The organism is Pseudomonas sp. GW456-12-1-14-TSB6 (assembly GCF_059424205.1).
The window spans coordinates 1-21,168 of the sequence record NZ_JBWKZE010000022.1 but is presented as its reverse complement, the minus strand read 5'-3'; the positions used below and the strand labels follow the sequence as shown (position 1 = coordinate 21,168).

At 59.8% G+C, this 21,168-nt stretch carries 24 protein-coding genes and 1 pseudogene; 11 read left to right on the top strand and 14 right to left on the bottom strand.

What is annotated here, in order from left to right; all coding sequences use genetic code 11:
- The first annotated feature begins 74 nt into the window (after window positions 1-74).
- Window positions 75-329, top strand: a complete 255-nt coding sequence (locus AC07Y2_RS19880) for a type II toxin-antitoxin system Phd/YefM family antitoxin (RefSeq protein WP_039765667.1) — start codon at window positions 75-77, stop codon at window positions 327-329.
- Window positions 326-580: a Txe/YoeB family addiction module toxin gene (locus AC07Y2_RS19875; protein WP_011335833.1), complete on the top strand. Its 255-nt coding sequence runs from the start codon at window positions 326-328 to the stop codon at window positions 578-580. The genes AC07Y2_RS19880 and AC07Y2_RS19875 overlap by 4 nt, the downstream gene beginning before the upstream one ends.
- Window positions 581-588: 8 nt before the next feature.
- Here AC07Y2_RS19875 and AC07Y2_RS19870 read toward each other — a convergent pair whose 3' ends face one another.
- Complete coding sequence (locus AC07Y2_RS19870; RefSeq protein WP_103386716.1) at window positions 589-1,761, bottom strand: aspartate aminotransferase family protein; 1,173 nt, start codon at window positions 1,759-1,761, stop codon at window positions 589-591.
- A gap of 102 nt (window positions 1,762-1,863) precedes the next feature.
- On the opposite strand from AC07Y2_RS19870, the gene AC07Y2_RS19865 reads away from it, so the two are divergent.
- The 4 genes from AC07Y2_RS19865 (at window position 1,864) to AC07Y2_RS19850 (ending at window position 4,686) form a co-directional block, all read left to right on the top strand.
- Complete coding sequence (locus AC07Y2_RS19865) at window positions 1,864-2,769, top strand: LysR family transcriptional regulator (RefSeq protein ID WP_039765662.1); 906 nt, start codon at window positions 1,864-1,866, stop codon at window positions 2,767-2,769.
- 45 nt (window positions 2,770-2,814) lie between these two features.
- A complete protein-coding gene (locus AC07Y2_RS19860) occupies window positions 2,815-3,219 on the top strand; it encodes a GNAT family N-acetyltransferase (protein WP_039765660.1) in 405 nt (134 codons plus the stop codon).
- A gap of 64 nt (window positions 3,220-3,283) precedes the next feature.
- Window positions 3,284-3,808, top strand: a complete 525-nt coding sequence (locus tag AC07Y2_RS19855) for a hypothetical protein (protein ID WP_103386717.1) — start codon at window positions 3,284-3,286, stop codon at window positions 3,806-3,808.
- A 173-nt stretch (window positions 3,809-3,981) separates the two neighbouring features.
- A complete protein-coding gene (locus tag AC07Y2_RS19850; RefSeq protein WP_039765656.1) occupies window positions 3,982-4,686 on the top strand; it encodes a hypothetical protein in 705 nt (234 codons plus the stop codon).
- Window positions 4,687-4,755: 69 nt separating this feature from the next.
- Here the strand turns inward: AC07Y2_RS19850 and AC07Y2_RS19845 are convergent, their stop codons facing one another.
- The 9 genes from AC07Y2_RS19845 to hmpA form a co-directional block, all read right to left on the bottom strand.
- A complete protein-coding gene (locus AC07Y2_RS19845) occupies window positions 4,756-5,247 on the bottom strand; it encodes a RidA family protein (protein WP_039765654.1) in 492 nt (163 codons plus the stop codon).
- A gap of 230 nt (window positions 5,248-5,477) precedes the next feature.
- Entirely contained in the window at window positions 5,478-6,365 is an 888-nt protein-coding gene (cyoE, locus tag AC07Y2_RS19840; RefSeq protein ID WP_085668163.1) for a heme o synthase, read from the bottom strand.
- Window positions 6,366-6,375: 10 nt separating this feature from the next.
- Window positions 6,376-6,711, bottom strand: coding sequence for a cytochrome o ubiquinol oxidase subunit IV (cyoD, locus tag AC07Y2_RS19835; RefSeq protein WP_007956718.1), 336 nt, complete (start codon window positions 6,709-6,711; stop codon window positions 6,376-6,378).
- Window positions 6,711-7,337, bottom strand: a complete 627-nt coding sequence (locus tag AC07Y2_RS19830) for a cytochrome o ubiquinol oxidase subunit III (RefSeq protein WP_007956720.1) — start codon at window positions 7,335-7,337, stop codon at window positions 6,711-6,713. The genes cyoD and AC07Y2_RS19830 overlap by 1 nt, the downstream gene beginning before the upstream one ends.
- Before the next feature lie 3 nt (window positions 7,338-7,340).
- Window positions 7,341-9,371, bottom strand: coding sequence for a cytochrome o ubiquinol oxidase subunit I (cyoB, locus tag AC07Y2_RS19825; protein WP_007956721.1), 2,031 nt, complete (start codon window positions 9,369-9,371; stop codon window positions 7,341-7,343).
- 3 nt (window positions 9,372-9,374) lie between these two features.
- Window positions 9,375-10,316 (bottom strand): ubiquinol oxidase subunit II, encoded by a 942-nt coding sequence (gene cyoA / locus AC07Y2_RS19820; protein ID WP_011335843.1) that lies wholly within the window; start codon window positions 10,314-10,316, stop codon window positions 9,375-9,377.
- Between the two features lie 824 nt (window positions 10,317-11,140).
- Entirely contained in the window at window positions 11,141-11,650 is a 510-nt protein-coding gene (locus AC07Y2_RS19815) for a disulfide bond formation protein B (RefSeq protein WP_007956723.1), read from the bottom strand.
- Between the two features lie 25 nt (window positions 11,651-11,675).
- Complete coding sequence (locus AC07Y2_RS19810) at window positions 11,676-12,236, bottom strand: ester cyclase (protein WP_039765648.1); 561 nt, start codon at window positions 12,234-12,236, stop codon at window positions 11,676-11,678.
- A gap of 210 nt (window positions 12,237-12,446) precedes the next feature.
- Entirely contained in the window at window positions 12,447-13,628 is a 1,182-nt protein-coding gene (gene hmpA, locus AC07Y2_RS19805) for an NO-inducible flavohemoprotein (protein WP_074691014.1), read from the bottom strand.
- Between the two features lie 163 nt (window positions 13,629-13,791).
- Between hmpA and norR the strand changes: the two genes are divergently transcribed.
- From norR to AC07Y2_RS19780, 5 genes are all read left to right on the top strand, one after another.
- Entirely contained in the window at window positions 13,792-15,345 is a 1,554-nt protein-coding gene (gene norR / locus AC07Y2_RS19800) for a nitric oxide reductase transcriptional regulator NorR (RefSeq protein ID WP_103386718.1), read from the top strand.
- Window positions 15,346-15,469: 124 nt separating this feature from the next.
- Window positions 15,470-16,372 carry a chemotaxis protein CheV gene (locus tag AC07Y2_RS19795; RefSeq protein ID WP_011335848.1) on the top strand — a complete coding sequence of 301 codons (903 nt, stop codon included), beginning with the start codon at window positions 15,470-15,472 and terminating at the stop codon, window positions 16,370-16,372.
- 27 nt (window positions 16,373-16,399) lie between these two features.
- Window positions 16,400-16,858 carry a GNAT family N-acetyltransferase gene (locus AC07Y2_RS19790; protein ID WP_103386719.1) on the top strand — a complete coding sequence of 153 codons (459 nt, stop codon included), beginning with the start codon at window positions 16,400-16,402 and terminating at the stop codon, window positions 16,856-16,858.
- 61 nt (window positions 16,859-16,919) lie between these two features.
- Entirely contained in the window at window positions 16,920-17,237 is a 318-nt protein-coding gene (locus tag AC07Y2_RS19785; RefSeq protein WP_103386720.1) for a hypothetical protein, read from the top strand.
- 87 nt (window positions 17,238-17,324) lie between these two features.
- On the top strand, window positions 17,325-18,074 hold the full coding sequence (locus tag AC07Y2_RS19780; protein WP_103386721.1) for a YkgJ family cysteine cluster protein: 750 nt from the start codon (window positions 17,325-17,327) through the stop codon (window positions 18,072-18,074).
- Here the strand turns inward: AC07Y2_RS19780 and AC07Y2_RS19775 are convergent.
- The 4 genes and pseudogenes from AC07Y2_RS19775 to AC07Y2_RS19760 form a co-directional block, all read right to left on the bottom strand.
- Window positions 18,071-19,171 carry a methyl-accepting chemotaxis protein gene (locus AC07Y2_RS19775; protein WP_408980484.1) on the bottom strand — a complete coding sequence of 367 codons (1,101 nt, stop codon included), beginning with the start codon at window positions 19,169-19,171 and terminating at the stop codon, window positions 18,071-18,073. The two genes, AC07Y2_RS19780 and AC07Y2_RS19775, sit on opposite strands and share 4 nt — an antisense overlap.
- Before the next feature lie 207 nt (window positions 19,172-19,378).
- A pseudogene (locus AC07Y2_RS19770) lies at window positions 19,379-19,660 on the bottom strand (PAS domain-containing protein); the annotation flags it as partial.
- A 147-nt stretch (window positions 19,661-19,807) separates the two neighbouring features.
- Window positions 19,808-20,035, bottom strand: a complete 228-nt coding sequence (locus AC07Y2_RS19765) for a hypothetical protein (protein WP_039765632.1) — start codon at window positions 20,033-20,035, stop codon at window positions 19,808-19,810.
- A gap of 135 nt (window positions 20,036-20,170) precedes the next feature.
- The gene (locus AC07Y2_RS19760; protein ID WP_011335854.1) at window positions 20,171-20,530 is read right to left on the bottom strand and encodes a DUF6124 family protein; all 360 of its coding nucleotides are present in this window, start codon (window positions 20,528-20,530) and stop codon (window positions 20,171-20,173) included.
- Between the last annotated feature and the right edge of the window lie 638 nt (window positions 20,531-21,168).

Genomic DNA, 21,168 nt, shown 5'->3' with positions numbered 1-21,168 from the left:
AACCACTGATAGGTATCGCCTTGTCATCCTGTACTCATTTCTGTACGTTCTTTGCATCAAGCGAGGACTACAACATGGACACTATCAACTACACCACAGCTCGTGCGCACTTGGCTGAAACCATGGATCGCGTGAATGAAGACTGCGCCCCGCTTCTGGTAACCCGCCAAAAAGGCGAGCCTGTAGTGATGATGTCTCTGGCCGAATACAACGCGCTGGAAGAAACGGCTTATCTGCTGCGTTCTCCGGCCAATGCCGAGCGCTTGATCAAATCAATTGGCGAAATGCGCGCTGGAAAAGCCAAAGTCAGGCAACTGATTGAAGAATGAAAATCCAGTTCACGCCAACGGGCTGGGAAGACTACTTATGGTTTCAACAAAACGATAAGGCCGGTCTCAAACGAATCAATCTTTTGATCAAAGCGATCCAGCGCCAACCCTTTGAAGGCTTGGGCAAACCGGAGCCGCTCAAGCACAACATGAGCGGCTTCTGGTCACGGCGGATAACTGCCGAGCATCGCTTGGTCTACGCGATCGTAGACGGCGAAATCTGCGTCATAACTTGCAGATTTCACTACTGACCGAGGGATCAGACATGGCTCAGGGAACGGCCAACCCCTCTGACAATCATCCCCACCTCCCGCTCATCAATCGTCAGCGGCGGCAGTAGCCGGATCGTCTTGCCCCGAGTGACGTTGATCAGCAGTCCATGATCCCGTGCAGCAATCAATGTCAGGTCGCGGACCGGCTGTTTCAGTTCGATGCCGATCATCAGCCCTTGCCCACGAATCGCCAGCACATTCGGATTGTCCGCCAGCTCTGCGCGCAAGCGGGTCAGCAGGCGCTCGCCCTGGACCCTGGCATTTTCCAGCAGGCCTTGTTCCTCGATAATCTCGAGCACGGTGCAGCCCACCCGACACGCCAGTGGATTGCCGCCGAAGGTGCTGCCGTGGCTGCCGGGGGTGAACAGATCCGCCGCTCGGCCCCGTGCCAGGCAGGCGCCAATCGGCACGCCGTTGCCCAGACCCTTGGCGAGGGTCATGACGTCGGGAAAGATGCCTTCGTGCTGAAACGCGAACCAGCGGCCGGTGCGGCCGATACCGGTCTGGATTTCGTCGAGCATCAGCAGCCAGGCGTGGCGGTTGCACAACTCGCGCAGGGTCTTGAGGTAGCCGGGCGGCGCCAGTTGCACGCCGCTTTCGCCCTGGATCGGCTCGACCAGAATCGCCACGATCCGCTGGCCATGCTTGCGCTGCACCTGCTCCAGCGCTTGAAGATCGCCGAACGGCACTTTGACGAAATCCCCGGGCAACTCATTGAAGCCCAGGCGCACCGCCGGGCCATCGCTGGCGGACAAGGTGCCGAGGGTACGCCCGTGAAACGCGTTGGCCATCACCACTACCAGCGGCTGCTCGATGCCTTTGCGCCAGCCGTACAGACGCGCCAGTTTCAGTGCGGTTTCATTGGCCTCGGCACCGGAGTTGTTGAAGAACGCCCGCTCCATCCCCGCCAGCCGCGTCAGCTTCTGCGCCAGCGATTGTTGCCAGTCGATGCTGTAGAGATTGGAAGTGTGCAGCAGCAAACCCGCCTGCTCGCTGATCGCCGACACGATGCGCGGGTGCGAGTGGCCGACATTGGTCACCGCCACGCCCGCCACCGCGTCCAGATACTCGCGGCCCGCCTGATCCCAGAGTCGGGTGCCCAGGCCCTTGATGAAGCTCAGGTCCAGCGGTTGATAGGTGTTCATCAGGGCGGCGGTCATGTCGGCAAACTCCAGCGAGGTGAGAGGTGCTGGCAGTATGGTTATCCACCTGAACTGGATAAACTCGGCAAAACTTCAATCATTTAGAAGCCAGGCTTGATAATGGATCTGTTCCAGTCGATGAGCGTGTACGTCAAGGTTGTGGAGTCCGGCAGCATGACGGCGGCCGCGCTGCAGTGCGAAATGTCCACGACCATGGTGGGCAATCACCTGCGGGCGCTGGAGCACCGGCTCGGTGTGCAACTGTTGCAACGCACCACCCGCCGCCAGCGGCTGACCGAGTTCGGCAGCGTTTACTACCAGCGCTGCCTGGAAGTGCTCGGTCTGGTCGCCGACTCCGAACGCCTCGCCGAACAGACGCTGGATGAACCGCGCGGCATCCTGCGGGTGACCGCGCCGCTGACCTTTGGCGTCGAACGTCTGGCCCCGGCGCTCAGTGAGTTTTCCCTGCAATGTCCGCAGGTCAAACTCGACGTGATCCTGACCAACCGCCGTCCGGATCTGCTGGAAAGCGGTCTCGACGTGGCCTTCCGACTGGGCCACTTCGACCAGTCCAACCTGATCGCCCGCCCGCTGATCGACTACACCCTGACCGTCTGCGCCTCCCCGGAATATGTAGCCCGACGCGGCATGCCGCTCACGCCTGAGGAACTGCGCCAACACGACTGTCTGTCCTTCGCCTACCCCGCCGGCGATGACTGGCAATCGGTGGAAAAACAGTGGCGCCTCAGCGGCCCGGACGGAGAAATCATGGTCGACGTCAAAGGCCCGATGCTGATCAACAGCTCCGCCGGCCTGCATCAGGCCGCGCGCACCGGCATGGGCATCGTAATGCTGCCGGATGCACTGGTGGAACAGGACCTGCGCGACGGCAGACTAGTCGTCGTGATGCCGGACTATCAGCCGCCGAATCGCCCGATGCATCTGCTCTACGCGCCGGATCGCTATCGGCTGCCGAAACTGCGTCGCTTTGTCGAGTTCGCCATGCAGATGTGGGGCAGGCCGTAGGCAACGCGACTACTGTTGGAAATACACCAGGGACGGGATGAACAAATGAACAAAGACATTTCAATACGCGACCTCATGCCCACGGAAGTGGAGGCGGCAAGGCAGTTTCTCGAGCGGCACGGCTGGGCTCATCGCACCGGCACCGCCGAACATTTCGCACAGCTTGTTGAGAACTCTCAGCGCACCGCTGTGGCATTGAGCGGCCAGCAGATTGTCGGTTTCGCCCGTGGCATTACCGATGGCTTGTCCAACGGTTACCTGTCGATGGTCGTGGTCGACGGGCAACATCGGCGCGCGGGCATCGGGCGGGCGCTGGTCGAACATGTGATGGGCGACAACAGCGACATTACCTGGGTTCTGCGTGCCGGGCGCGAAGGTGCGGAAGCGTTTTTTGGCAGCCTGGGGTTTGAAACGTCGGTGATCGCGATGGAGCGTTTGCGGCTGAAATAGCCGACGGTTACTGTGACCCCGGCTATGCTCCACCCTCCTCCTTTTCCAGCATGGATGCTGCGCAATGCTCACAATTCTGCAAAACACTCCGATACGGGTTTACCTGATTTTTCTGCTGGTGGTTTGTTTCGGTATAAAGGCGTTCTCTCCCCGCCGCGAAAGCCGTGCCTCTATGCTGATAACACCCCCGGCGTTTTTGGCGTGGTCGCTGTACTCCCTGAACCTGTCGATCAACCCGGCCTTGTTTTTCAGCACCTGGCTCGGCGCGCTGTTGCTGGGCGGTCTCTCGGCCTGGCTGGTGTTCTCCCGCCGGGGCGTGGTGCTCGACGACTCTGCGAAAGGGCTGATCATGCCGGGCACGGTAAAAATCCTGATCATGTACCTGATGTTCTTTTCTGCGAACTACTACTTCAATTACCAGCATGACGTGCATCCGGAGCGTTCCGCCTCCCCGGACATGCTGTTGATCAAGTCGATTATTTCGGGGTTCCTGGGCGGCCTGATCGGCACCCGCTCGTTGAAGCTCTACTGGACACTGCGTGCACTGGCGTCCCGGCGGTTGCCGAGGAATGCCATCGCCAATGAATAAGGCAGAGCGCTCGCGGTGCCAGGTTGCTCAACACAAATCATCCGGACAAATAATCGGCACCAACGGCCCCTTGCTCCGTGACAACGCCGCTGCGCTCCCCTAAATTAGTCGGCCTGAAAAAGCCCCCAGCGCTTTCTCGTCTCATCTCAAGTTAAAAAAGTAGTGAAATTTCAATGTCCGATTTCAACACCGCTGAATCCGTAGTCACTCTGTCGTCCAAAGCGGAATACGAAAACTCCATCAATCTTTCACAACATATCCCACAGGCGAAGATCATCAGCGAGATGGTGCTGGACGCGTTCCAGTCGAGCCGCGAGAGCGATCAAATCCGCGAACTGCGCGCCGCGATCCGTCAGGCACACGACCGCTTCGATGACGACCAGGCCTATGAGCTGATGGGCGAACTCAAGCGCCTGAAGGACGCTGAGGCTGCCGACATCGCTGCCCTCGAAGATCTGAGCAGCAAATTCCCGATCAGCCGCATCCTGTCCAGCTTCAAGGACGATCCGGCGTTCCAGGAAATCGTCTACGGGCTGGCCCTCAAGGTTCTGAACCAGACCCATCAGGCGATCAGCAACCCGAGCGGCGGCAAGAGCAAGGCCGCACGCGCCAAGAAAGACGTCGAAGTGTTCAGCATCAGCAAGGACGGCATCAGCGTGACCCTGCCAATGCGCACACCGCGTTCGCGTCTGAGCGTGGATCGCGAGGCGCTTGAATTCCTCGGTTTCACCTTCGTCGGCGAAGGCGACGAGGCGGAAATCGAAGGCGAAACCTTCGTCGACAACGCCGGCACCGAGCACGCGATCAACCGCAAGAACATCATCACCGCCCTGCAACAGCAGACCGCGTTCGACGGTTACAGCATCGCCGCCCAGTAACACCGGCGCTGACGAAAAAGCCCCGCTCTGAATGTCAGGCGGGGCTTTTTGTTGTCCGCAGATTGGCGGTTATGCCGATGGATGCACGGCGGCAATCATGTCGACTTCGATGGCTGCGTTCTTCGGCAACTGATAGACGCCGACGGTAGTGCGGGTATGGCGCCCGACATCGCCCAACACATAACTGAATACGTCCGAGGCGCCGTTGGCGACTTCGCTGAGATCGACAAAATCCGGCGTGGACTTCACGTACACCGTGACCCGCAACAACGCCCTGACCTTGTCCAGCGAACCGACTGCATCGACGATAAAGGCCAGACACCGCATCGCACTGATGCTCGCCGCGGCCTGCGCATCCTTGAGCGTCAACTCCTGCCCCACTCGCCCTGGATACTGAATCCTGCCCTCGGTGCGCGGCACCATGCCGCTGATGTAGATCTCATCGCGATGACGGATCAACGGCGCGTAATTGCCACCCACCGTGTTCTCGCCATTGATGTCGTAGTTCAGCTCTTTTGCCAGGGCAATGAAGCGCTCGTCGCAGGTCATCCTCTCAGTCATTTCGCCCAGCCTCTTGATCGATGCATGAAGTTGGATCCGAATCTAGGGCTTTTGCCTGTTGATCGCAACCTGTCGATTTCTAGCTAGTCGTTTCGAGGGAATGGCTGATTACCCCACCCTTTTGGGAGAGAGTCTGTTCGCGACAAAGGACGTCGTTTATCCATCATCCGAGCAACAAAAAACCCCGCTCATCTCTCGATGAACGGGGTTTCTCGTACAACGTTCGAACCTTACGGCGCGTACGTCAGCAGCAGCTCGGTCGGCACCTTGAAGTCCAGGGACATCATGACGCTCAACGCGGTGATGGTGAAGATCGAGAACACGAACAGCTTGCGTGCCCAGACCGTGTCATCCACCGCCTTGTAGCCGGTCCAGGCCATGTACAGCCAGTACATGCCCATGGCCGCGGCGACGGCGAGGTAGCTCATGCCGGCGTAACCGCTGAAGGTCAGCATCAAGGTCGCCACGAGGAAGGCCAGGATGTAGAGCAGGATGTGCTTCTTGGCCACCTGGATTCCGCGCTTCACTGGCAGCACCGGAATCGATGCGGCCAGGTAATCGTTGAAGCGGAAGATCGCGATGGCGTAGGAATGCGGCATCTGCCACAGGCTGAACATCACCAGCAGGGTCAGCGCGGCCATGTCGAAGCTGTTGGTCACGGCCACGTAACCGATCACCGGCGGCATGGCGCCCGACAGACTGCCCACCAGCGTGCCGTGAACCGACTTGCGCTTGAGGTACAGGCTGTAGAAGCCGACGTAGATGATGAAGCCGATCACGGCGAACAGGGCAGCCAACGGGTTGGCCACCTTGTACAGCAACGCAACGCCGGCGACACCCAGGACGGTCGCATAGACCAGGGCCAGTTTCAGGGAGATCAAGCCCTGGACCAGCACCCGGTTCTTGGTGCGTTCCATCTTCAGGTCGATGTCGCGGTCGATGCAGTTGTTGAACACGCAACCGGAGGCCACGACCAGGGAAGTGCCGATCATGGCTGCCAGAAACACGGCCAGATCGACATGCCCTTTCGAGGCCAGGAAGAACCCGCCTGCCACAGAAAGCACGTTACCGAAAATGATCCCCGGTTTGGTGATTTGGATAAAGTGCTTGAGCGACATCGGGTTTACCTCACTTCGCCATCATGTAGGTGTGGATGCTGAACATGATCCACAGCGACAGACCGACCAGCAGCACGATCACGATGGCCGTAAAGACGAACGCAATCACGTTGTTACGTTGAGCGATGGAACGGTCCAGGTGCAGGAAGTAATACAGGTGAACGATCACCTGGATCACGGCGAACAGCAGGACGATTGCCAGCGTCGTCGACTTCGGCAGGGTCGGGAACATCACCAGGCCGAACGGGATGACGGTCAGGATTACCGACAGGATGAAGCCGATGGCGTACGACTTTACGCTGCCGTGGCCAGCATCATGGCTGTCATGGGAGTGTGCATTAGCCATTACAGGGTCCCCATCAGGTAAACAACGGTGAATACGCAGATCCACACCACGTCCAGGAAGTGCCAGAACAGGCTCAGGCAGCTAAGACGGGTCTTGTTGGTCGCCGTCAGGCCGTGCTTGTTGACCTGGTACATCATGATGCCCATCCAGATCAGACCGGCGGACACGTGCAGACCGTGGGTACCGACCAGCGTGAAGAACGCCGACAGGAAGCCCGAACGGCTAGGACCGAAGCCCTCGGAGATCAGCAGGTGGAACTCGTTGATCTCCATGGCGATGAAGCCTGCGCCGAGCAGGAAGGTCATGAACAACCAGCCCAGAACCTGCTGCTTTTTACCCTTGTACAACGCCAGCATGGCGAAGCCGTAGGTGATCGAACTGAACAACAGCAGAGCGGTTTCGCCCAGCACGTATGGCAGTTCGAAGATGTCGTGGCCCGACGGGCCACCGGCGACGTTGTTTACCAGTACCGCGTACACCGCGAAGATCGACGCAAACAGAATGCAGTCGGTCATCAGGTAGAGCCAGAAACCGTATACGGTCATCTCGCCCGAGTCGTGGTGATGGTCATCGTGCCCATGGTCATGACCATGGGCGTGTCCAGCATTGGTCACTAAGTTCGACATTGTTTAAGCCTGTTCCAACTTGGTTTCAACACGGGTTGCGGAAGCAGGGATCTTCCCGGCCGCTACCAGACGCTTGTGCTGCTCGGCTTCGATGCGCTCGATCGTTTCAACCGGCACCATGTAGCCCTGATCGTCACGTGCTGCGTGGATCACGAAGTAGATGACAGTGCCGGCCAGGCTGGCGATCGCCAACCACCAGATGTGCCAGATCATCGCGAAACCGAACACGGTCAGCAGTGCGCCCATCACCACGCCAGTGGCAGTGTTGTTCGGCATGTGGATCGGTTCGTACTTGGCCGGGGCCTTGTACGCGGTACCGTTTTCCTTGGCCTCGGTGAACGGATCGATGCAGTCTGCCTTTGGCAGTACAGCGAAGTTGTAGAACGGAGGTGGCGACGAGGTCGACCATTCCAGGGTATGGGCATTCCACGGGTCACCGTGTTCGCACATGTTTTCCGGCTTGTTGCGGTCACGCACCGACACGTACAGCTGGATCAGCTGGCAGGCGATACCCACAGCGATCATCACCGCACCGAACATGGCAACGTACAGGTACGGTACCCACTCAGGGTTGGTGGTGGCGTTCAGACGACGGGTCATGCCCATGAAGCCCAGAGCGTAGAGCGGCATGAACGCGACGAAGAAGCCCGAGATCCAGAACCAGAACGCTGCTTTACCCCAGCCTTCGTGCAGCTTGAAGCCGAACGCTTTCGGGAAGTAGAAGCCGAAACCTGCGATGTAGCCGAATACCGCGCCGCCGATGATCACGTTGTGGAAGTGAGCGATCACGAACAGGCTGTTGTGCAGAACGAAGTCAGCACCCGGGATGGCCAGCAGTACGCCGGTCATGCCGCCGATGGCGAAGGTCACCATGAAGCCCAGGGTCCACAGAACCTGGCTGGTGAAGCGCAGACGGCCCTGGTAGATGGTGAACAGCCAGTTGAACAGTTTCACACCCGTCGGGATGGAAATCAGCATCGTCGCCAGACCGAAGAAGGCGTTGACGCTGGCACCCGAACCCATGGTGAAGAAGTGGTGCAGCCAAACCATGAAGCCCAGTACCGAGATCGCGCCCGAGGCGTAGATCATCGAGTGGTGGCCGAACAGTTTCTTGCCGGTGAAGGCCGAGATGACTTCCGAGAAAATGCCGAATGCCGGCAGGATCAGGATGTAAACCTCAGGGTGGCCCCATGCCCAGAACAGGTTGACGTACATCATTGGATTGCCACCAAGTTCATTGGTGAAAATGTGGAAATCCATGTAACGGTCAAGGGTCAGCAGTGCCAGGGTAGCGGTCAGGATCGGGAACGAAGCCACGATCAGGACGTTTGCCCAGGTGCAGGTCCAGGTGAAGATCGGCATGTCCATCAGTTTCATGCCAGGGGTACGCATTTTCAGCACGGTCGCGAGGAAGTTAACCCCGGTTAACGTTGTACCCAGACCCGATAGCTGTAGCGCCCAGATGTAGTAGTCCATCCCCACGCCAGGGCTGTATTGCAGACCCGACAGCGGTGGATAGGCAACCCAGCCGGTCTTGGCGAATTCGCCGACGCCCAGGGACAGGTTGATCAGCACGACGCCGGACACCAGCAGCCAGAAGCTCAGGGAGTTCAGGAACGGGAACGCAACGTCACGCGCGCCGATCTGCAGCGGCACTGCAAGGTTCATCAGGCCGGTGAAGAATGGCATCGCCATGAAGATGATCATGATCACACCGTGAGCGGTGAAGATCTGGTCATAGTGTTCAGGTGGCAGGTAGCCAGGCGAACCCTCGGTGGCCATGGCCAGCTGGGTACGCATCATGATGGCGTCGGCAAAACCGCGCAGCAGCATGACCATGGCGACGATGATGTACATCACGCCGATTTTCTTGTGGTCGACCGACGTCAGCCACTCGGTCCACAGGTAAGTCCACTTCTTGAAGTAGGTGATTGCAGCGAACAACGCCAGACCACCGAGCGCGATCATCGAGATGGTGACCATCACGATCGGCTCGTGGAAAGGGATCGCTTCCCAACTTAATTTACCAAACATCGTTTACTCCTCTGCCCCGGCAGCTGAATGCGAATTCGAGTCCATATCCGTTGCCGCCACTTCTTTCTCTTTCTTCTCGTGCTTCAGCGGCTTGCCTGGTTTCATGCCTTCGTACTTGTCGACGATGGTCTGGAACAGGTTCGGCGTGACCGAGGAGTAGAGCTCGACTGGATTGTTCTGGCTTGGCTTGGCAAGGGCTGCGTATTCAGCGGCTTCAAGCTGTTTAGGTGCCTTCTTGACTTCACTTACCCAGGCGTCGAAATCTTCCTGAGAAGTTGCGATCGCTTTGAATTTCATACCGGTGAAACCAGCGCCGCTGTAGTTGGCGGAGATACCGTCCATTTCAGCGTTGCGGTCAGCGATCAGGTGCAGCTTGGTGGTCATGCCCGCCATCGCGTAGATCTGGCCGCCCAGGCCCGGGATGAAGAACGAGTTCATCACCGCGTCCGAAGTGATCCGGAAGTTAACTGGCGTGTGCGCCGGGAACACGATCTTGTTGACCGTGGCGATGCCTTGTTCCGGGTAGATGAACAGCCACTTCCAGTCCAGCGCGACCACTTCGATGGTCACCGGCTTGACGTCGGATTCGATCGGACGATACGGATCCAGCGAGTGGGTCGACTTGTAGGTGATGTAACCCAGGGCAATGATGATCAGGACCGGGATGGTCCAGACTGCCACTTCGATCTTGGTCGAGTGCGACCATTTCGGGGTGTAGACGGCGTTCTTGTTGGAGGCGCGGTACTTCCAGGCGAACAGGAAGGTCATGACGATGACCGGCACAACGACCAACAGCATCAGCAGCGTGGCGGTGATGATCAGGTTGCGCTGTTCCAGGCCGACCTGGCCCGTTGGATTGAGCAAGGTCATGTTGCAGCCTCCCAGCAACAACGTGCCGAGCAGCGGCACTAGGCCTAGTAATCTGGGGTACCTGTTTTTACTCATCTCACGACCTCTAAAGCAGCTTGCGCAATGCAGTTGGGTTTTGATCGCCAACACTTCACCCTGCCAAGGGTTGGCATTTTCTTTGGATTGAATAAGGGCCGCCCGTCGCGCGTCAGACGCTCGACAAAACCTGGGACAGCGGTCAGTTCTTATTCGAATTCGTGGTCAAAGGCCTTGTTACAGACCAATTCCATTTGGTGCGGAAAGTTGGAAAGGCACCGACACCTGGGTGTCTCGCAAGCCTCTCGGCTGCCCGACACCCGACTTCCTGCTCGCTCTTTAATAAAGGCTGAACAGTGCCGGGAATTCAGTGCGGGCGATTGTAGATAGGTAGCGCCCTATACACCATGTCTTATCCCGAAATAATTTTTATCGTTCTGAGCAACAATCCATCGCTTTTTTTGCAAAAGTGGCCCATGTTATCGAAATCGATTCTCAACAAAAACACCAAAAAATGTAGGTCTATCGGCCTCAGTTCAGACAGCTCCGAAAGCTTTTTCCCACGGCGCGATCCGCGCAAAGCCCGATATGCCAAGGCTTTTGGCCATCTGCCCGAGTCTGTTAAAACTGCCTGATCCGGCACACGCGTGCAAAAACCGAAAAACGCTGAAACAGACCAATCCTTTTTTGTAACAGCACTCCAATCCGGACCTGTGAAACGCGCTGCGACAGGGCGTGTGTGACAACATGTCGCACACCTGTCGCACCCTTCCTTGCCGTTCGTCACGGTGTTTTCACACAGACCCTGAAATGCAAAACGCCTCGATCTGCGTCACCGCAAATCGAGGCGTTTGGTTTATCGGCGCACGCGCCGAAAAGTTGATTCAGCGCAACGCTTTTCGGTTACGCGAGGTCAGCAGCGGCACCAGGATCACCACCAGCACGAAGGCCACCAGCGCCCATTGCGCCAGCGACAGGCCGAGGATCGGCGGGTACGGCGTCGAGCAGAAACCGTCGACCTGGAAGCCCAGCGGGAAGATCTTCGCCAGCGGCAGGTCATCGACGATCGGCTGCAACACATCGATGCCGCAGCTCACCGCCGGATAGAACTGGGTGTACACGTGATGCCCGGCGACACCAGCGCCGGCGATGGCACAAATCACCACCAGCACCTCGAACACGGTGATGCTGCGCCGGGTGCGCATGGCCGCGCCGATGAACGCGAACAACGCAATCAGCAGTAACGCATAACGCTGCAGGATGCACAGCGGGCACGGCGCCTCGCCCAGCACGATCTGCATGTACAGTGCGCCACCGATCAGCGCCAGGCAGATGATGCCCAGCAACACCAGATAGCGCCGCTCACGTCCCAATCGAATCGTTTCCTCGCTCATCGCGTTTCCCTTTCATGTCCATGGTTCAGCTGGCCGGCGGCTGCGCTTGCAGTTGCGCCATCAGGCTGATGTTGTCTTCGATATGCCAATTGGCCGCGATGCGACCGTTGTCGATCTGATAAATATCGGTTGCCCGGAAGTCTACACGCTGGCCCTGCCCTTTGAGAGCCTTGAACGTGCCGGTGAAATGCCCGCGAAAGTGCAGGTGCACCACCACGCGATCCCCGGCGACGATCATTTGCTCGATCTCGCAGCTCAAGTCCGGCACCGCCGTGCGAAAGAACTTCGACGCCAGCAGCGGCCCGGTCGGCCCCTGTACCCGGCCTTCCGGCGGGGTCTTGTCGACGAACTGCGGCGACAGGGCAGCGGTGGCCAACGCCTCTTCGCCCGTGTTCCAGAAACTGCCATAACGCCGCGCCGCCAGTTCCATCGCATCACGCTTGGCCTTGGGCAGGCTCTGATCGACGATCAGGGTCTGCGGCTGGATCAACGCGGATTCGGCGAACGCGAATGGACTGGACAGCAAGACAACCGACAGGCCCAAAGTGGCCAGGCTGAAACGACGGGAAGAGGCGAAGTGCGACATGGGGACGATCCTGATCATGTAAACGAACGAGCGCCTATCATCAGCATCGGGGAATAAACGATAAACCGGTTAAGAAACGATTAACCTTTAAACAGAATTTAAGAATCAGGGCCGTGTAACGGCCAATCGCGAGTAGGCTCGCTCCCATATTTGAATGCATTTCAATGTGGGAGCGAGCCTGCTCGCGAATGAGGGCAACCCGGTTCCGGATTATTCCAGAGCAGCAGCCGGCCCGAAGAACTCATACCGGCTCTGCTTCTCCGGCACACCCAGGGCCTTCAGGTGACGCTTGATCGCCCCCATGAAACCTTTCGGCCCAAGGAAGTAAGCGTCCACATCACGCTCCGCCGGCAGCCACTCGCCCAGTTGCTCCTCGCTCAACAACCCGACCTTGTCCGCCGCCGGGCTCACGCCGTCATCTTCGGCGTAGCAATAGAAGCGCTTGAGCTGCGGATGGCGCGCGGCCAGCCCGTCGATCCAGTCACGGAACGCATGCACGCTGCCGTTGCGCGCACTGTGAATGAAGTACACCGGACGCTCGGTTTCCAGCGCCGCTTCCAGCATCGCCAGCGTCGGCGTGATACCGACGCCGCCGCTGATTAGCACCAGCGGTTTATCACTGGCGGTCAGGGTGAATTCGCCCGATGGCGGGAACAGTTGGATGCTGGAACCGACATGCAACTGATCGTGCAAATAATTGGAAGCTCGACCACCCGGTTCACGCTTGACGCTGATGCGGTACTGGCCTTTGTTGGCCAGGGCCGACAGCGAGTAGTTGCGGCGGATTTCTTCGCCGTCGAGGATCAGCTTCATGCCGATGTATTGGCCTGGCTCGGCTGCGAGAATCGGGCCCTTGTCCGCCGGTTCGAAGTAGAACGAGGTGATTTCCGCACTCTCCTCGACCTTGGCCGCGACAATGAACTCCCGCGCCCCGCGCCAGCCGCCGACGGCTTGCTCTTTCTGGTCATAAATGGCGGTTTCGGCGCCGATCAGGATCTCGGCCAACTGACCGTAGGCCGCGCCCCAGGCACTCATCACTTGCGGGGTGGCGATTTCTTCGCCGAGCACTTCGGAGATGGCGCGCAGCAGGCAGGTGCCAACGATCGGGTAGTGCTCCGGCAGGATTTGCAGCGCAACGTGCTTGTTGATGATCTTGGCCACCAGATCGCCCAACTGGTCGAGTTGATCGATGTGACGGGCGTACATCAACACGCCGTTGGCCAAGGCGCGAGGCTGGTCACCGCTGGCTTGGTGAGCCTGGTTGAACAGCGGGCGAACCTCCGGGTACTCGGAGAGCATCATGCGGTAGAAGTGGGTGATCAGCGCTTCACCGCCGCTTTCCAGCAGAGGCACAGTGGATTTGACGATGGCTCGATCCTGGACGCTAAGCATAAGGGTGACTCCTGAGCTTTTTCTAAAAGTGCCTTATCCATTCCAGTATTCGTGCCAACTATTTTTTCTATATAAATCAACAGCTTGAAAATTATGTAGTCAGATCGACACAAGCACCTCTATAGTCGCTTCGACTACAACGTGTCTCTTTGACTACAAGCCCATGTCCGCCAAATCATTGCTCACCGCCCTGCTCCCACTGGTCTCCGACCTGTCCCGCGAACTGCCAGAAGGCGAGCGCTATCGGCGCCTGCTCGAAGCCATGCGCGCCCTGCTGCCCTGCGATGCCGCCGCACTGCTGCGCCTAGATGGTGAATGGCTGGTGCCGCTGGCCGTGGACGGTTTGAGTACCGACACCCTCGGTCGCCGCTTCAAGGTCAGCGAACACCCGCGCTTTGAAGTGCTGCTGGCCGGTGAAGGACCGACCCGTTTTGCCGCCGACAGCGATCTGCCCGATCCGTACGACGGACTGGTCGACGGTCTCGACGACCACCTCGAAGTTCACGACTGCCTCGGCTGTCCGTTGTTCGTCGATGAAAAACTCTGGGGCCTGATTACCCTCGACGCCCTCGATCCCGAACGCTTCGAACCTATCGAACTCGATGCCTTGCAAGCCTTCGCCAGTCTCGCATCGGCCACTGTGAATGCCGCCGAACGCATCGAACGTCTGGCGATCCGCGCCGAAGACGAACACCAGCGCGCCGAGGTCTATCGCCAGGCCAGCGGCCAGCAGAACCGCGAAATGATCGGCCAGAGCAAGGCGCATAAACGACTGGTGGAAGAAATCAATCTGGTCGGCGGCAGCGACCTGACCGTGTTGATCACTGGCGAAACCGGAGTCGGCAAGGAACTGGTGGCCCAGGCGATCCACGCTGCCTCCAAGCGCGCCGACAAACCGATCATCAGCCTCAACTGCGCGGCCCTGCCGGACACGCTGGTGGAAAGCGAACTGTTCGGCCACGTGCGCGGCGCCTTCACTGGCGCCACCAGCGACCGGCGCGGCAAGTTCGAACTGGCCAACGGCGGCACGCTGTTTCTCGATGAAGTCGGCGAGTTGTCGTTGACCGTCCAGGCCAAGCTGTTGCGGGTTTTGCAGAGCGGCCAGTTGCAGCGTCTGGGTTCGGACAAGGAGCATCAGGTCGACGTGCGCCTGATCGCCGCGACCAACCGCGACCTGGCCGAAGAAGTGCGCAGCGGCCGCTACCGCGCCGACTTCTACCATCGCCTCAGCGTCTACCCGTTGCGAGTGCCGGCGCTGCGTGACCGGGGCCGCGATGTGTTGTTGCTCAGCGGTTATTTCCTGGAACAGAACCGCTCGCGCATGGGCCTCAACAGCCTGCGTCTGAACAGCGACGCCCAGGAGGCGCTGCTGGCCTACACCTGGCCGGGTAATGTGCGGGAACTGGAACACTTGATCGGACGCAGCGCACTGAAGGCGCTGGGCAACTGCAAGGTGCGGCCGAAGATTCTCAGCCTCAGTGCGCTGGATCTCGATCTGCCGCGCGAGGTTGTGGATAACTCATCGGCGCCGTCCGAAGCAGCCACCCTCCAGCCGTTGATCAGCGGCGACCTGCGCACCGCCACCGAGCAGTATCAGCGGCAGTTGATCAGTGCAGCGCTTGAGCGCAATCGGGACAACTGGGCCAGTGCGGCGCGGGAGCTGGGGCTGGACCGGGCGAATCTGGGGCGGATGGCGAAGCGGTTGGGGATGAAATAAAAGTCCCGCCGTCGGATTGGCGCCGGAATCCCTAAAGCCTGCCGGTTACAAGTCGATAACCCGGCATCGATACTTGCTGGCGATCCGTGCGATCGCCGCTCACCTTTCTCCACAGAAGGTTTTTATGTCTTCCAACAAAGCCCGCGCAGATTCACTTTCGCTTCTGCTGTTTACCTTGCGCAGCGGCAAGCTGATGGCGATCAACCTGCTGAAGGTCAGTGAAATCATCCCCTGCCCGCCGCTGACCAAGCTGCCGGAGTCGCACCCGCACGTCAAAGGCATCGCCACCCTGCGCGGTGCTTCGCTGTCGGTGATCGACCTGAGCCGCGCCATCGGCGAGCGGCCGCTGGAAGACCCGAACGGCGGCTGCCTGATCGTCACTGACGTCAGCCGTTCGAAACAGGGTCTGCATGTGCAGGCGGTGAGCAAGATCGTGCATTGCCTGACCACCGACATCAAACCGCCGCCGTTCGGTTCCGGCGGTTCGCGCGCCTACATTACCGGCGTGACTTCGGTGGACGGCACGCTGGTGCAGGTGCTGGACATTGAAAAAGTCATCCACGGCATCGCCCCGGCACAGATCGAAATGGCCCCGACCGAGCTGAGCATGGAAGACGCCGAAGTGCTGGGTAACGCGCGGATCCTGGTGGTCGACGACAGTCAGGTGGCGCTGCAGCAATCGGTGCACACCCTGCGCAACCTCGGCCTGCAATGCCACACCGCGCGCAGTGCCAAGGAAGCCATCGACTGCCTCCTGGACCTGCAAGGTACGGCGCAGCAGATCAACCTGATCGTCTCCGACATCGAAATGTCCGAGATGGACGGTTACGCCTTCACCCGTACCCTGCGCGAAACCCCGGACTTCGCCCACCTCTACGTGCTGCTGCACACCTCGCTCGACAGCGCGATGAACAGCGAAAAGGCCCGCCTTGCCGGCGCCAACGGCGTGCTGACCAAGTTCTCCTCGCCCGAGCTGACCCACTGCCTGATCGAAGCGGCCAAACACGTCGCAGCCCAGGGTCACTGAGTCTTGAGCGAGACGTTCTGTTTTCTGATGCGGCGCGATCTGAGCCAGGACGTGCCGACCATCGAATGGCCGAACGGCATCGAACTCACGACCTACAGCGCCGAACGCGCATCCGCCGTGCATGAACTGATGCAGATCGGCTACCGCGAAGGCGGTGGTCGGGTGCCGGCGCTGGATGTGTGGCAAAAACAGTTTGAAAACGACCCGGAATACGATCCGGCACTGTGTTTCATCGCCAGCGATGCCGAAGGCGTCATTGGCGTGGCGCAATGCTGGACCAGTTCCTACATCAAGAATCTGGTGGTGCACCCTCGCGCCCAGGGACGTGGATTGGGTCGGGCGTTGCTGCTTCATGCGTTCAAGGCGTTTCAGGATCGACGCGAAGGGTTTGTCGACCTGAAGGTGCTGGAAGACAACCGGCGAGCGCAACGCTTGTACGAAAGGTCTGGAATGTATGTGGTTCGCCGGGAATGGGTGCCGGACTGACAAACTAAAATCCTGCGGCATACTCCAACCTTGGCGATCAACTTCCAAGGATGCCCGAACCATGAAACGCCTCGCCCTCTCCGTACTTTGCCTCATCGCCCCGTTGGCCCACGCCTCCAGCCCCGACGCCTGGGCGGCCTACGACAAAACCGTGCTCGCCAGCTGCACCAAGGCCAGCGGCCTGAAAAACGCCAAACCGGTCGGCAACGCCGCGCAATTCGATGACCGTGTCGGCTACACGGCGCTGTTGCTGCAAGGCCAGTACCCGCAAAAACACATGAAGGGCCAGCAAGGCACCGAGCTGTGTCTCTACAACAAAAAGTCGAAATCCGCATTCGTCACCGAATGGGACTCGATCCGCCCCACCGCCAAACCCTGAGCGAATGGCGCACAACTTGCTTCACTTCGGGCCTGTACGGCGGCTTTATGTCGCCGATTCAAACCCTGATTGAAGATTGCCCGCTCAATGAATACGACCTTTTCCTGCGTAGGCTGCGGCAAATGCTGCACCGATCACCATGTGCCCCTGACCCTGGCCGAAGCCCGAATGTGGGCGGCCGACGGCGGTCAGGTGATCGTGCTGGTGGAGGCGTTTCTTGCCAACGGCCTTGGGCTGCCGGAGCAGCAGCGCGAGCATGCGCAACGCCGTTCGGCAGTTGTCCGCAGCGGAATGTCCGACGCCCATGTGGCGATCACTTTCGCCGCCTACAACGTCGGCCCCTGCCGGAATCTTGACGCAGACAAGCTGTGCCGCATCTACGAGCGTCGACCGCTGGTGTGTCGCATCTATCCCGCCGAAATCAATCCGCACATTGCGCTGAACCCTGCCGCCAAGGACTGCCCGCCAGAATCGTGGGAGCAAGGGCCGCAGTTGATCGTCGGCGGCGAACTGGTGGATCAGGAACTGGTGACGCTGATCCAGCGCTCCCGTCAGGCCGATCGCGACGACATCCGGATCAAGGACGCGATCTGCGGCCTGCTCGGCATCCGCACCACCGCGCTCAAGGGCGACGGGTTTACCGCGTACCTGCCGGACATGGGCGCGTTCGCCTCGGTGATCGATCAGGTCACGGCGCAGCCATTGAGCGAAGTTTCCAGTGAATGGCTGTTCCATGTCTCCGGCGACGACATTGCCGGGCAAGTGCGGGCGGCCGGGGCACAGGTGGTGTCCGAGCCGCCGCAGACTTACGCATTCATTTCGTTGCGGGCGGCCTAAGCGCCCTGCCGCCGTCCCCAGAACTCCCGCGCCAGCGAACGCAAATCCCCCGCCAGCCCCGCCACATCCTGTGAGTTGAGCTGGCTCTGGCGCCCCTCATCCACCGTCAGCTCGCACGCCGTGCGAATACTGACGATGTTGCGGTTGATGTCCTCGCTCACCGCGCTCTGCTCTTCGACCGCTGCCGCAATCTGCAGGCTCATCTCGGTAATCTGTTCGACCCGCCCGCTGATCCCGTCCAGGGCCCGGGCCGCACGCTGCGCCTGTTCGACGCTGTTATCCACATGCTCGCTGCTCTGCTGCATCACCAGCACCGCATCCCGCGCGCCGTTTTGCAGGGTGCTGATCATCCTTTGAATCTCATTGGTCGACTGCTGAGTGCGCTGGGCCAGGCCACGCACCTCATCAGCGACCACCGCAAACCCACGCCCGGCATCCCCGGCCCGCGCCGCTTCGATTGCGGCGTTGAGCGCCAGCAGATTGGTCTGCTCGGCGATGCTGCGAATCACCTCCAGCACCCCGGAAATCTCGCTGCTGTGGCCTTCGAGCTGATGAATCACCTCGGTCGCCCGCCCCAACTCCTCGGCCAGCCGCAACACCGCACTGCGACTCTCGCCCACCAGCAGATGACCCTCACGGGTTTCCGTCCCCGCCATATCCGCCGCCACCGACGCCTGCTGCGCATGGCTGGCCACCTCGGCCACACTGGCCGCCATTTGATGAATCGCCGCCGCCACCTGATCGGTTTCCGCCTGCTGCGCCAAGGTGCTGGTGTGACTGCTGTGCAGATGATCCACCAATTGCGCCGCATGCCCGGCCAGCCGCTGCGACGCATCGCCGATCCGCCCCACCACCGCGCCGACCTGCGCTTCAAGCATCTGCAAGGCAAACTCGATCTGCCCGAACTGATCCCGCCGCCCGGTATAAATGCCCTGGCTCAAGGGGTTGTCGGCAATCAACCGCGCACGCTCGGTCAGACGCTCCAGCGGCCGCAATAACCAACCCACGCCCAGCGCACACGCACCACTGCCGGCTACCAGCGCAGCGGCTTCGATGCCCAGAGACTCCGGCCGCAGCCAGGCTTCAATCCCCAGCACCAGCGCCAGCACCGAACTGGTCAACGCCATGATCTTCGCCCGCAAACTCAGGCTCGGCAGCCACTGCCACCGCGCCATCCGCCCCTCGCGCAACTGCGCATACGCCCGCTCCGCCGCCGCAATCTGCCGCGCATCCGGCCGCGTGCGCACCGACTGATACTCCACCGCCGCACCGTTCTGCGTGACCGGCGTGACATAGGCACTGACCCAGTAATGATCACCGTTCTTGCAACGATTCTTCACCAGCCCCATCCACGACCGCCCACCCTTGAGCGTCTGCCACATATGGGCAAACGCCTGCGCCGGCATGTCCGGATGACGCAGCAAATTGTGCGGCGCACCCAGCAGCTCGTCGCGGCTGTAACCGCTGATCCTGATGAAGTCGTCGTTGGCGTAGGTGATCGCGCTGGTCAGATCGGTGGTCGAGAGAATGTTCGCATCCGGCGCAACATCGACATTGCGCCCGGTCACCGGGAGATTGATCTTCATGGAAAGCGCGCTCGTTGTATTGGAAAGAGTCGGCAGGGCTGCTGACTCTAAGCGCACTCACTGGTTAAACGTTGATCTGGCTCAGGAACTGAGCAATTAGCCATCACTGTGACCGAAAATCACAGCGACGGCCGAGGCGGGATTGAATCAGCGCTTGCCCATCGAACGGCGAGTACCCGAAGGCGCCACACCCGGAATCTTGGCGTGACGATCACCGTCTTTGCCCTTGAACTGCGGCTGCTTGGCCGCTTTGGCAGCTGCCAGCTCACCTGGCTTGAACGGAAACTTGAACGCAGGAATGGTCGGCTTGGATTCACCGGCCTCGGCCAGCTCTGCCGGGACATCGCTCACAGCGTTGTCGATTGGGGAAGTCATGAAAGCTCCGCGAAGCAAAAAAGTCCGGCCCGGTGGATGAGCCGCGAAGGCGCGCAGTATACCTGCGTGAGCGGAGTTTAAAGAGCCCCCAAAAGGGTACGACCGGTTCCTTTTCGGGACTCTTCGACTAGCGGATCACGTTTGCGGATCAACCCGATCCAGCGCCCGGTTCACCGCCAGCTCCGCCAGCATGATGATCTGCTGGATTCCCAACGCCGTACTGCGCTGCGGGCCGGAAAGCTCATTGGCGAAATTGCTGGCGATGGTACTGGCCGACGCCAGGGACTCGCAGGCATTGGCCAGCAGGCTTTCGGTGTCGACGTTGGGAGTGACCATATACATCGTGCTCGGGCGCGGCTTGGTGGGGTTGGGGCAGAGGTAGTAGTCGAGGGCGCGTTTGATGGCTTCGCGGTTACGGGCGAGGTCTTCGGCGCGCATGGCCTCTTCGAGTGGGGTGGGTGATTCGAGGGGTGGGTCGGGTATCAGTTTGTCCATGAAAAACTCCTACTTGGCAATGGAGCCATCCCTTGTCGTTTCCACACGACAAGAGGTGGCAGCTGTACGCAGGGTGGAAAACCGATAAGTAGGCAACCGGCCAGACCGAAGTCTGCCTGCGCACAGCCGCCGCGACGCAGTTTGCAGACGAAAGAAGACATCGGCAACGATTACGGGGAGATGCTTTGCAACTACTTGAAATCAGGTTTCCACGCCTGTTCGCTGAATTGGCAGCGACAGCCAAAGACTAGAGAGCGTGCTTCCGACGGACAACCTGAAAACGTTGTGGGAAGGATCGCCGAAACAGACACAACTTTTAAACATTCGAAAATGGAACGCGGAGCGTCCCGGGCGGCATTCCCACGCGGAGCGTGGGAACGATCAAAACAATCGGTACACCCGACACGTTTCCAAACATCCGAAAATGGAACGCGGAGCGTCCCGAGCGGCATTCCCACGCGGAGCGTGGGAACGATCAAAGCAAAAGCAGTCCGCATTTGCTTCTCGCTTCCCACCACTCAACACAATGAGCGTTAGCTCGAGTACCGCTCTTGACCTGCCGGCCCCATCGGAAGGCTGAGTGGAGGGATTTATCCGGGGGTGGGAGCGCAGCGACCGTGCGGCGAAGCCGCATGCAT

What these genes read in the sequence shown, in the direction of transcription:
- AC07Y2_RS19880 (WP_039765667.1), top strand. Translation starts at nt 75, where the DNA reads ATGGACACTATCAACTACACCACAGCTCGTGCGCACTTGGCTGAAACC.
- AC07Y2_RS19875 (WP_011335833.1), top strand. Translation starts at nt 326, where the DNA reads ATGAAAATCCAGTTCACGCCAACGGGCTGGGAAGACTACTTATGGTTT.
- AC07Y2_RS19870 (WP_103386716.1), bottom strand. Translation starts at nt 1,761, where the DNA reads ATGACCGCCGCCCTGATGAACACCTATCAACCGCTGGACCTGAGCTTC.
- AC07Y2_RS19865 (WP_039765662.1), top strand. Translation starts at nt 1,864, where the DNA reads ATGGATCTGTTCCAGTCGATGAGCGTGTACGTCAAGGTTGTGGAGTCC.
- AC07Y2_RS19860 (WP_039765660.1), top strand. Translation starts at nt 2,815, where the DNA reads ATGAACAAAGACATTTCAATACGCGACCTCATGCCCACGGAAGTGGAG.
- AC07Y2_RS19855 (WP_103386717.1), top strand. Translation starts at nt 3,284, where the DNA reads ATGCTCACAATTCTGCAAAACACTCCGATACGGGTTTACCTGATTTTT.
- AC07Y2_RS19850 (WP_039765656.1), top strand. Translation starts at nt 3,982, where the DNA reads ATGTCCGATTTCAACACCGCTGAATCCGTAGTCACTCTGTCGTCCAAA.
- AC07Y2_RS19845 (WP_039765654.1), bottom strand. Translation starts at nt 5,247, where the DNA reads ATGACTGAGAGGATGACCTGCGACGAGCGCTTCATTGCCCTGGCAAAA.
- cyoE (WP_085668163.1), bottom strand. Translation starts at nt 6,365, where the DNA reads ATGTCGCTCAAGCACTTTATCCAAATCACCAAACCGGGGATCATTTTC.
- cyoD (WP_007956718.1), bottom strand. Translation starts at nt 6,711, where the DNA reads ATGGCTAATGCACACTCCCATGACAGCCATGATGCTGGCCACGGCAGC.
- AC07Y2_RS19830 (WP_007956720.1), bottom strand. Translation starts at nt 7,337, where the DNA reads ATGTCGAACTTAGTGACCAATGCTGGACACGCCCATGGTCATGACCAT.
- cyoB (WP_007956721.1), bottom strand. Translation starts at nt 9,371, where the DNA reads ATGTTTGGTAAATTAAGTTGGGAAGCGATCCCTTTCCACGAGCCGATC.
- cyoA (WP_011335843.1), bottom strand. Translation starts at nt 10,316, where the DNA reads ATGAGTAAAAACAGGTACCCCAGATTACTAGGCCTAGTGCCGCTGCTC.
- AC07Y2_RS19815 (WP_007956723.1), bottom strand. Translation starts at nt 11,650, where the DNA reads ATGAGCGAGGAAACGATTCGATTGGGACGTGAGCGGCGCTATCTGGTG.
- AC07Y2_RS19810 (WP_039765648.1), bottom strand. Translation starts at nt 12,236, where the DNA reads ATGTCGCACTTCGCCTCTTCCCGTCGTTTCAGCCTGGCCACTTTGGGC.
- hmpA (WP_074691014.1), bottom strand. Translation starts at nt 13,628, where the DNA reads ATGCTTAGCGTCCAGGATCGAGCCATCGTCAAATCCACTGTGCCTCTG.
- norR (WP_103386718.1), top strand. Translation starts at nt 13,792, where the DNA reads ATGTCCGCCAAATCATTGCTCACCGCCCTGCTCCCACTGGTCTCCGAC.
- AC07Y2_RS19795 (WP_011335848.1), top strand. Translation starts at nt 15,470, where the DNA reads ATGTCTTCCAACAAAGCCCGCGCAGATTCACTTTCGCTTCTGCTGTTT.
- AC07Y2_RS19790 (WP_103386719.1), top strand. Translation starts at nt 16,400, where the DNA reads ATGCGGCGCGATCTGAGCCAGGACGTGCCGACCATCGAATGGCCGAAC.
- AC07Y2_RS19785 (WP_103386720.1), top strand. Translation starts at nt 16,920, where the DNA reads ATGAAACGCCTCGCCCTCTCCGTACTTTGCCTCATCGCCCCGTTGGCC.
- AC07Y2_RS19780 (WP_103386721.1), top strand. Translation starts at nt 17,325, where the DNA reads ATGAATACGACCTTTTCCTGCGTAGGCTGCGGCAAATGCTGCACCGAT.
- AC07Y2_RS19765 (WP_039765632.1), bottom strand. Translation starts at nt 20,035, where the DNA reads ATGACTTCCCCAATCGACAACGCTGTGAGCGATGTCCCGGCAGAGCTG.
- AC07Y2_RS19760 (WP_011335854.1), bottom strand. Translation starts at nt 20,530, where the DNA reads ATGGACAAACTGATACCCGACCCACCCCTCGAATCACCCACCCCACTC.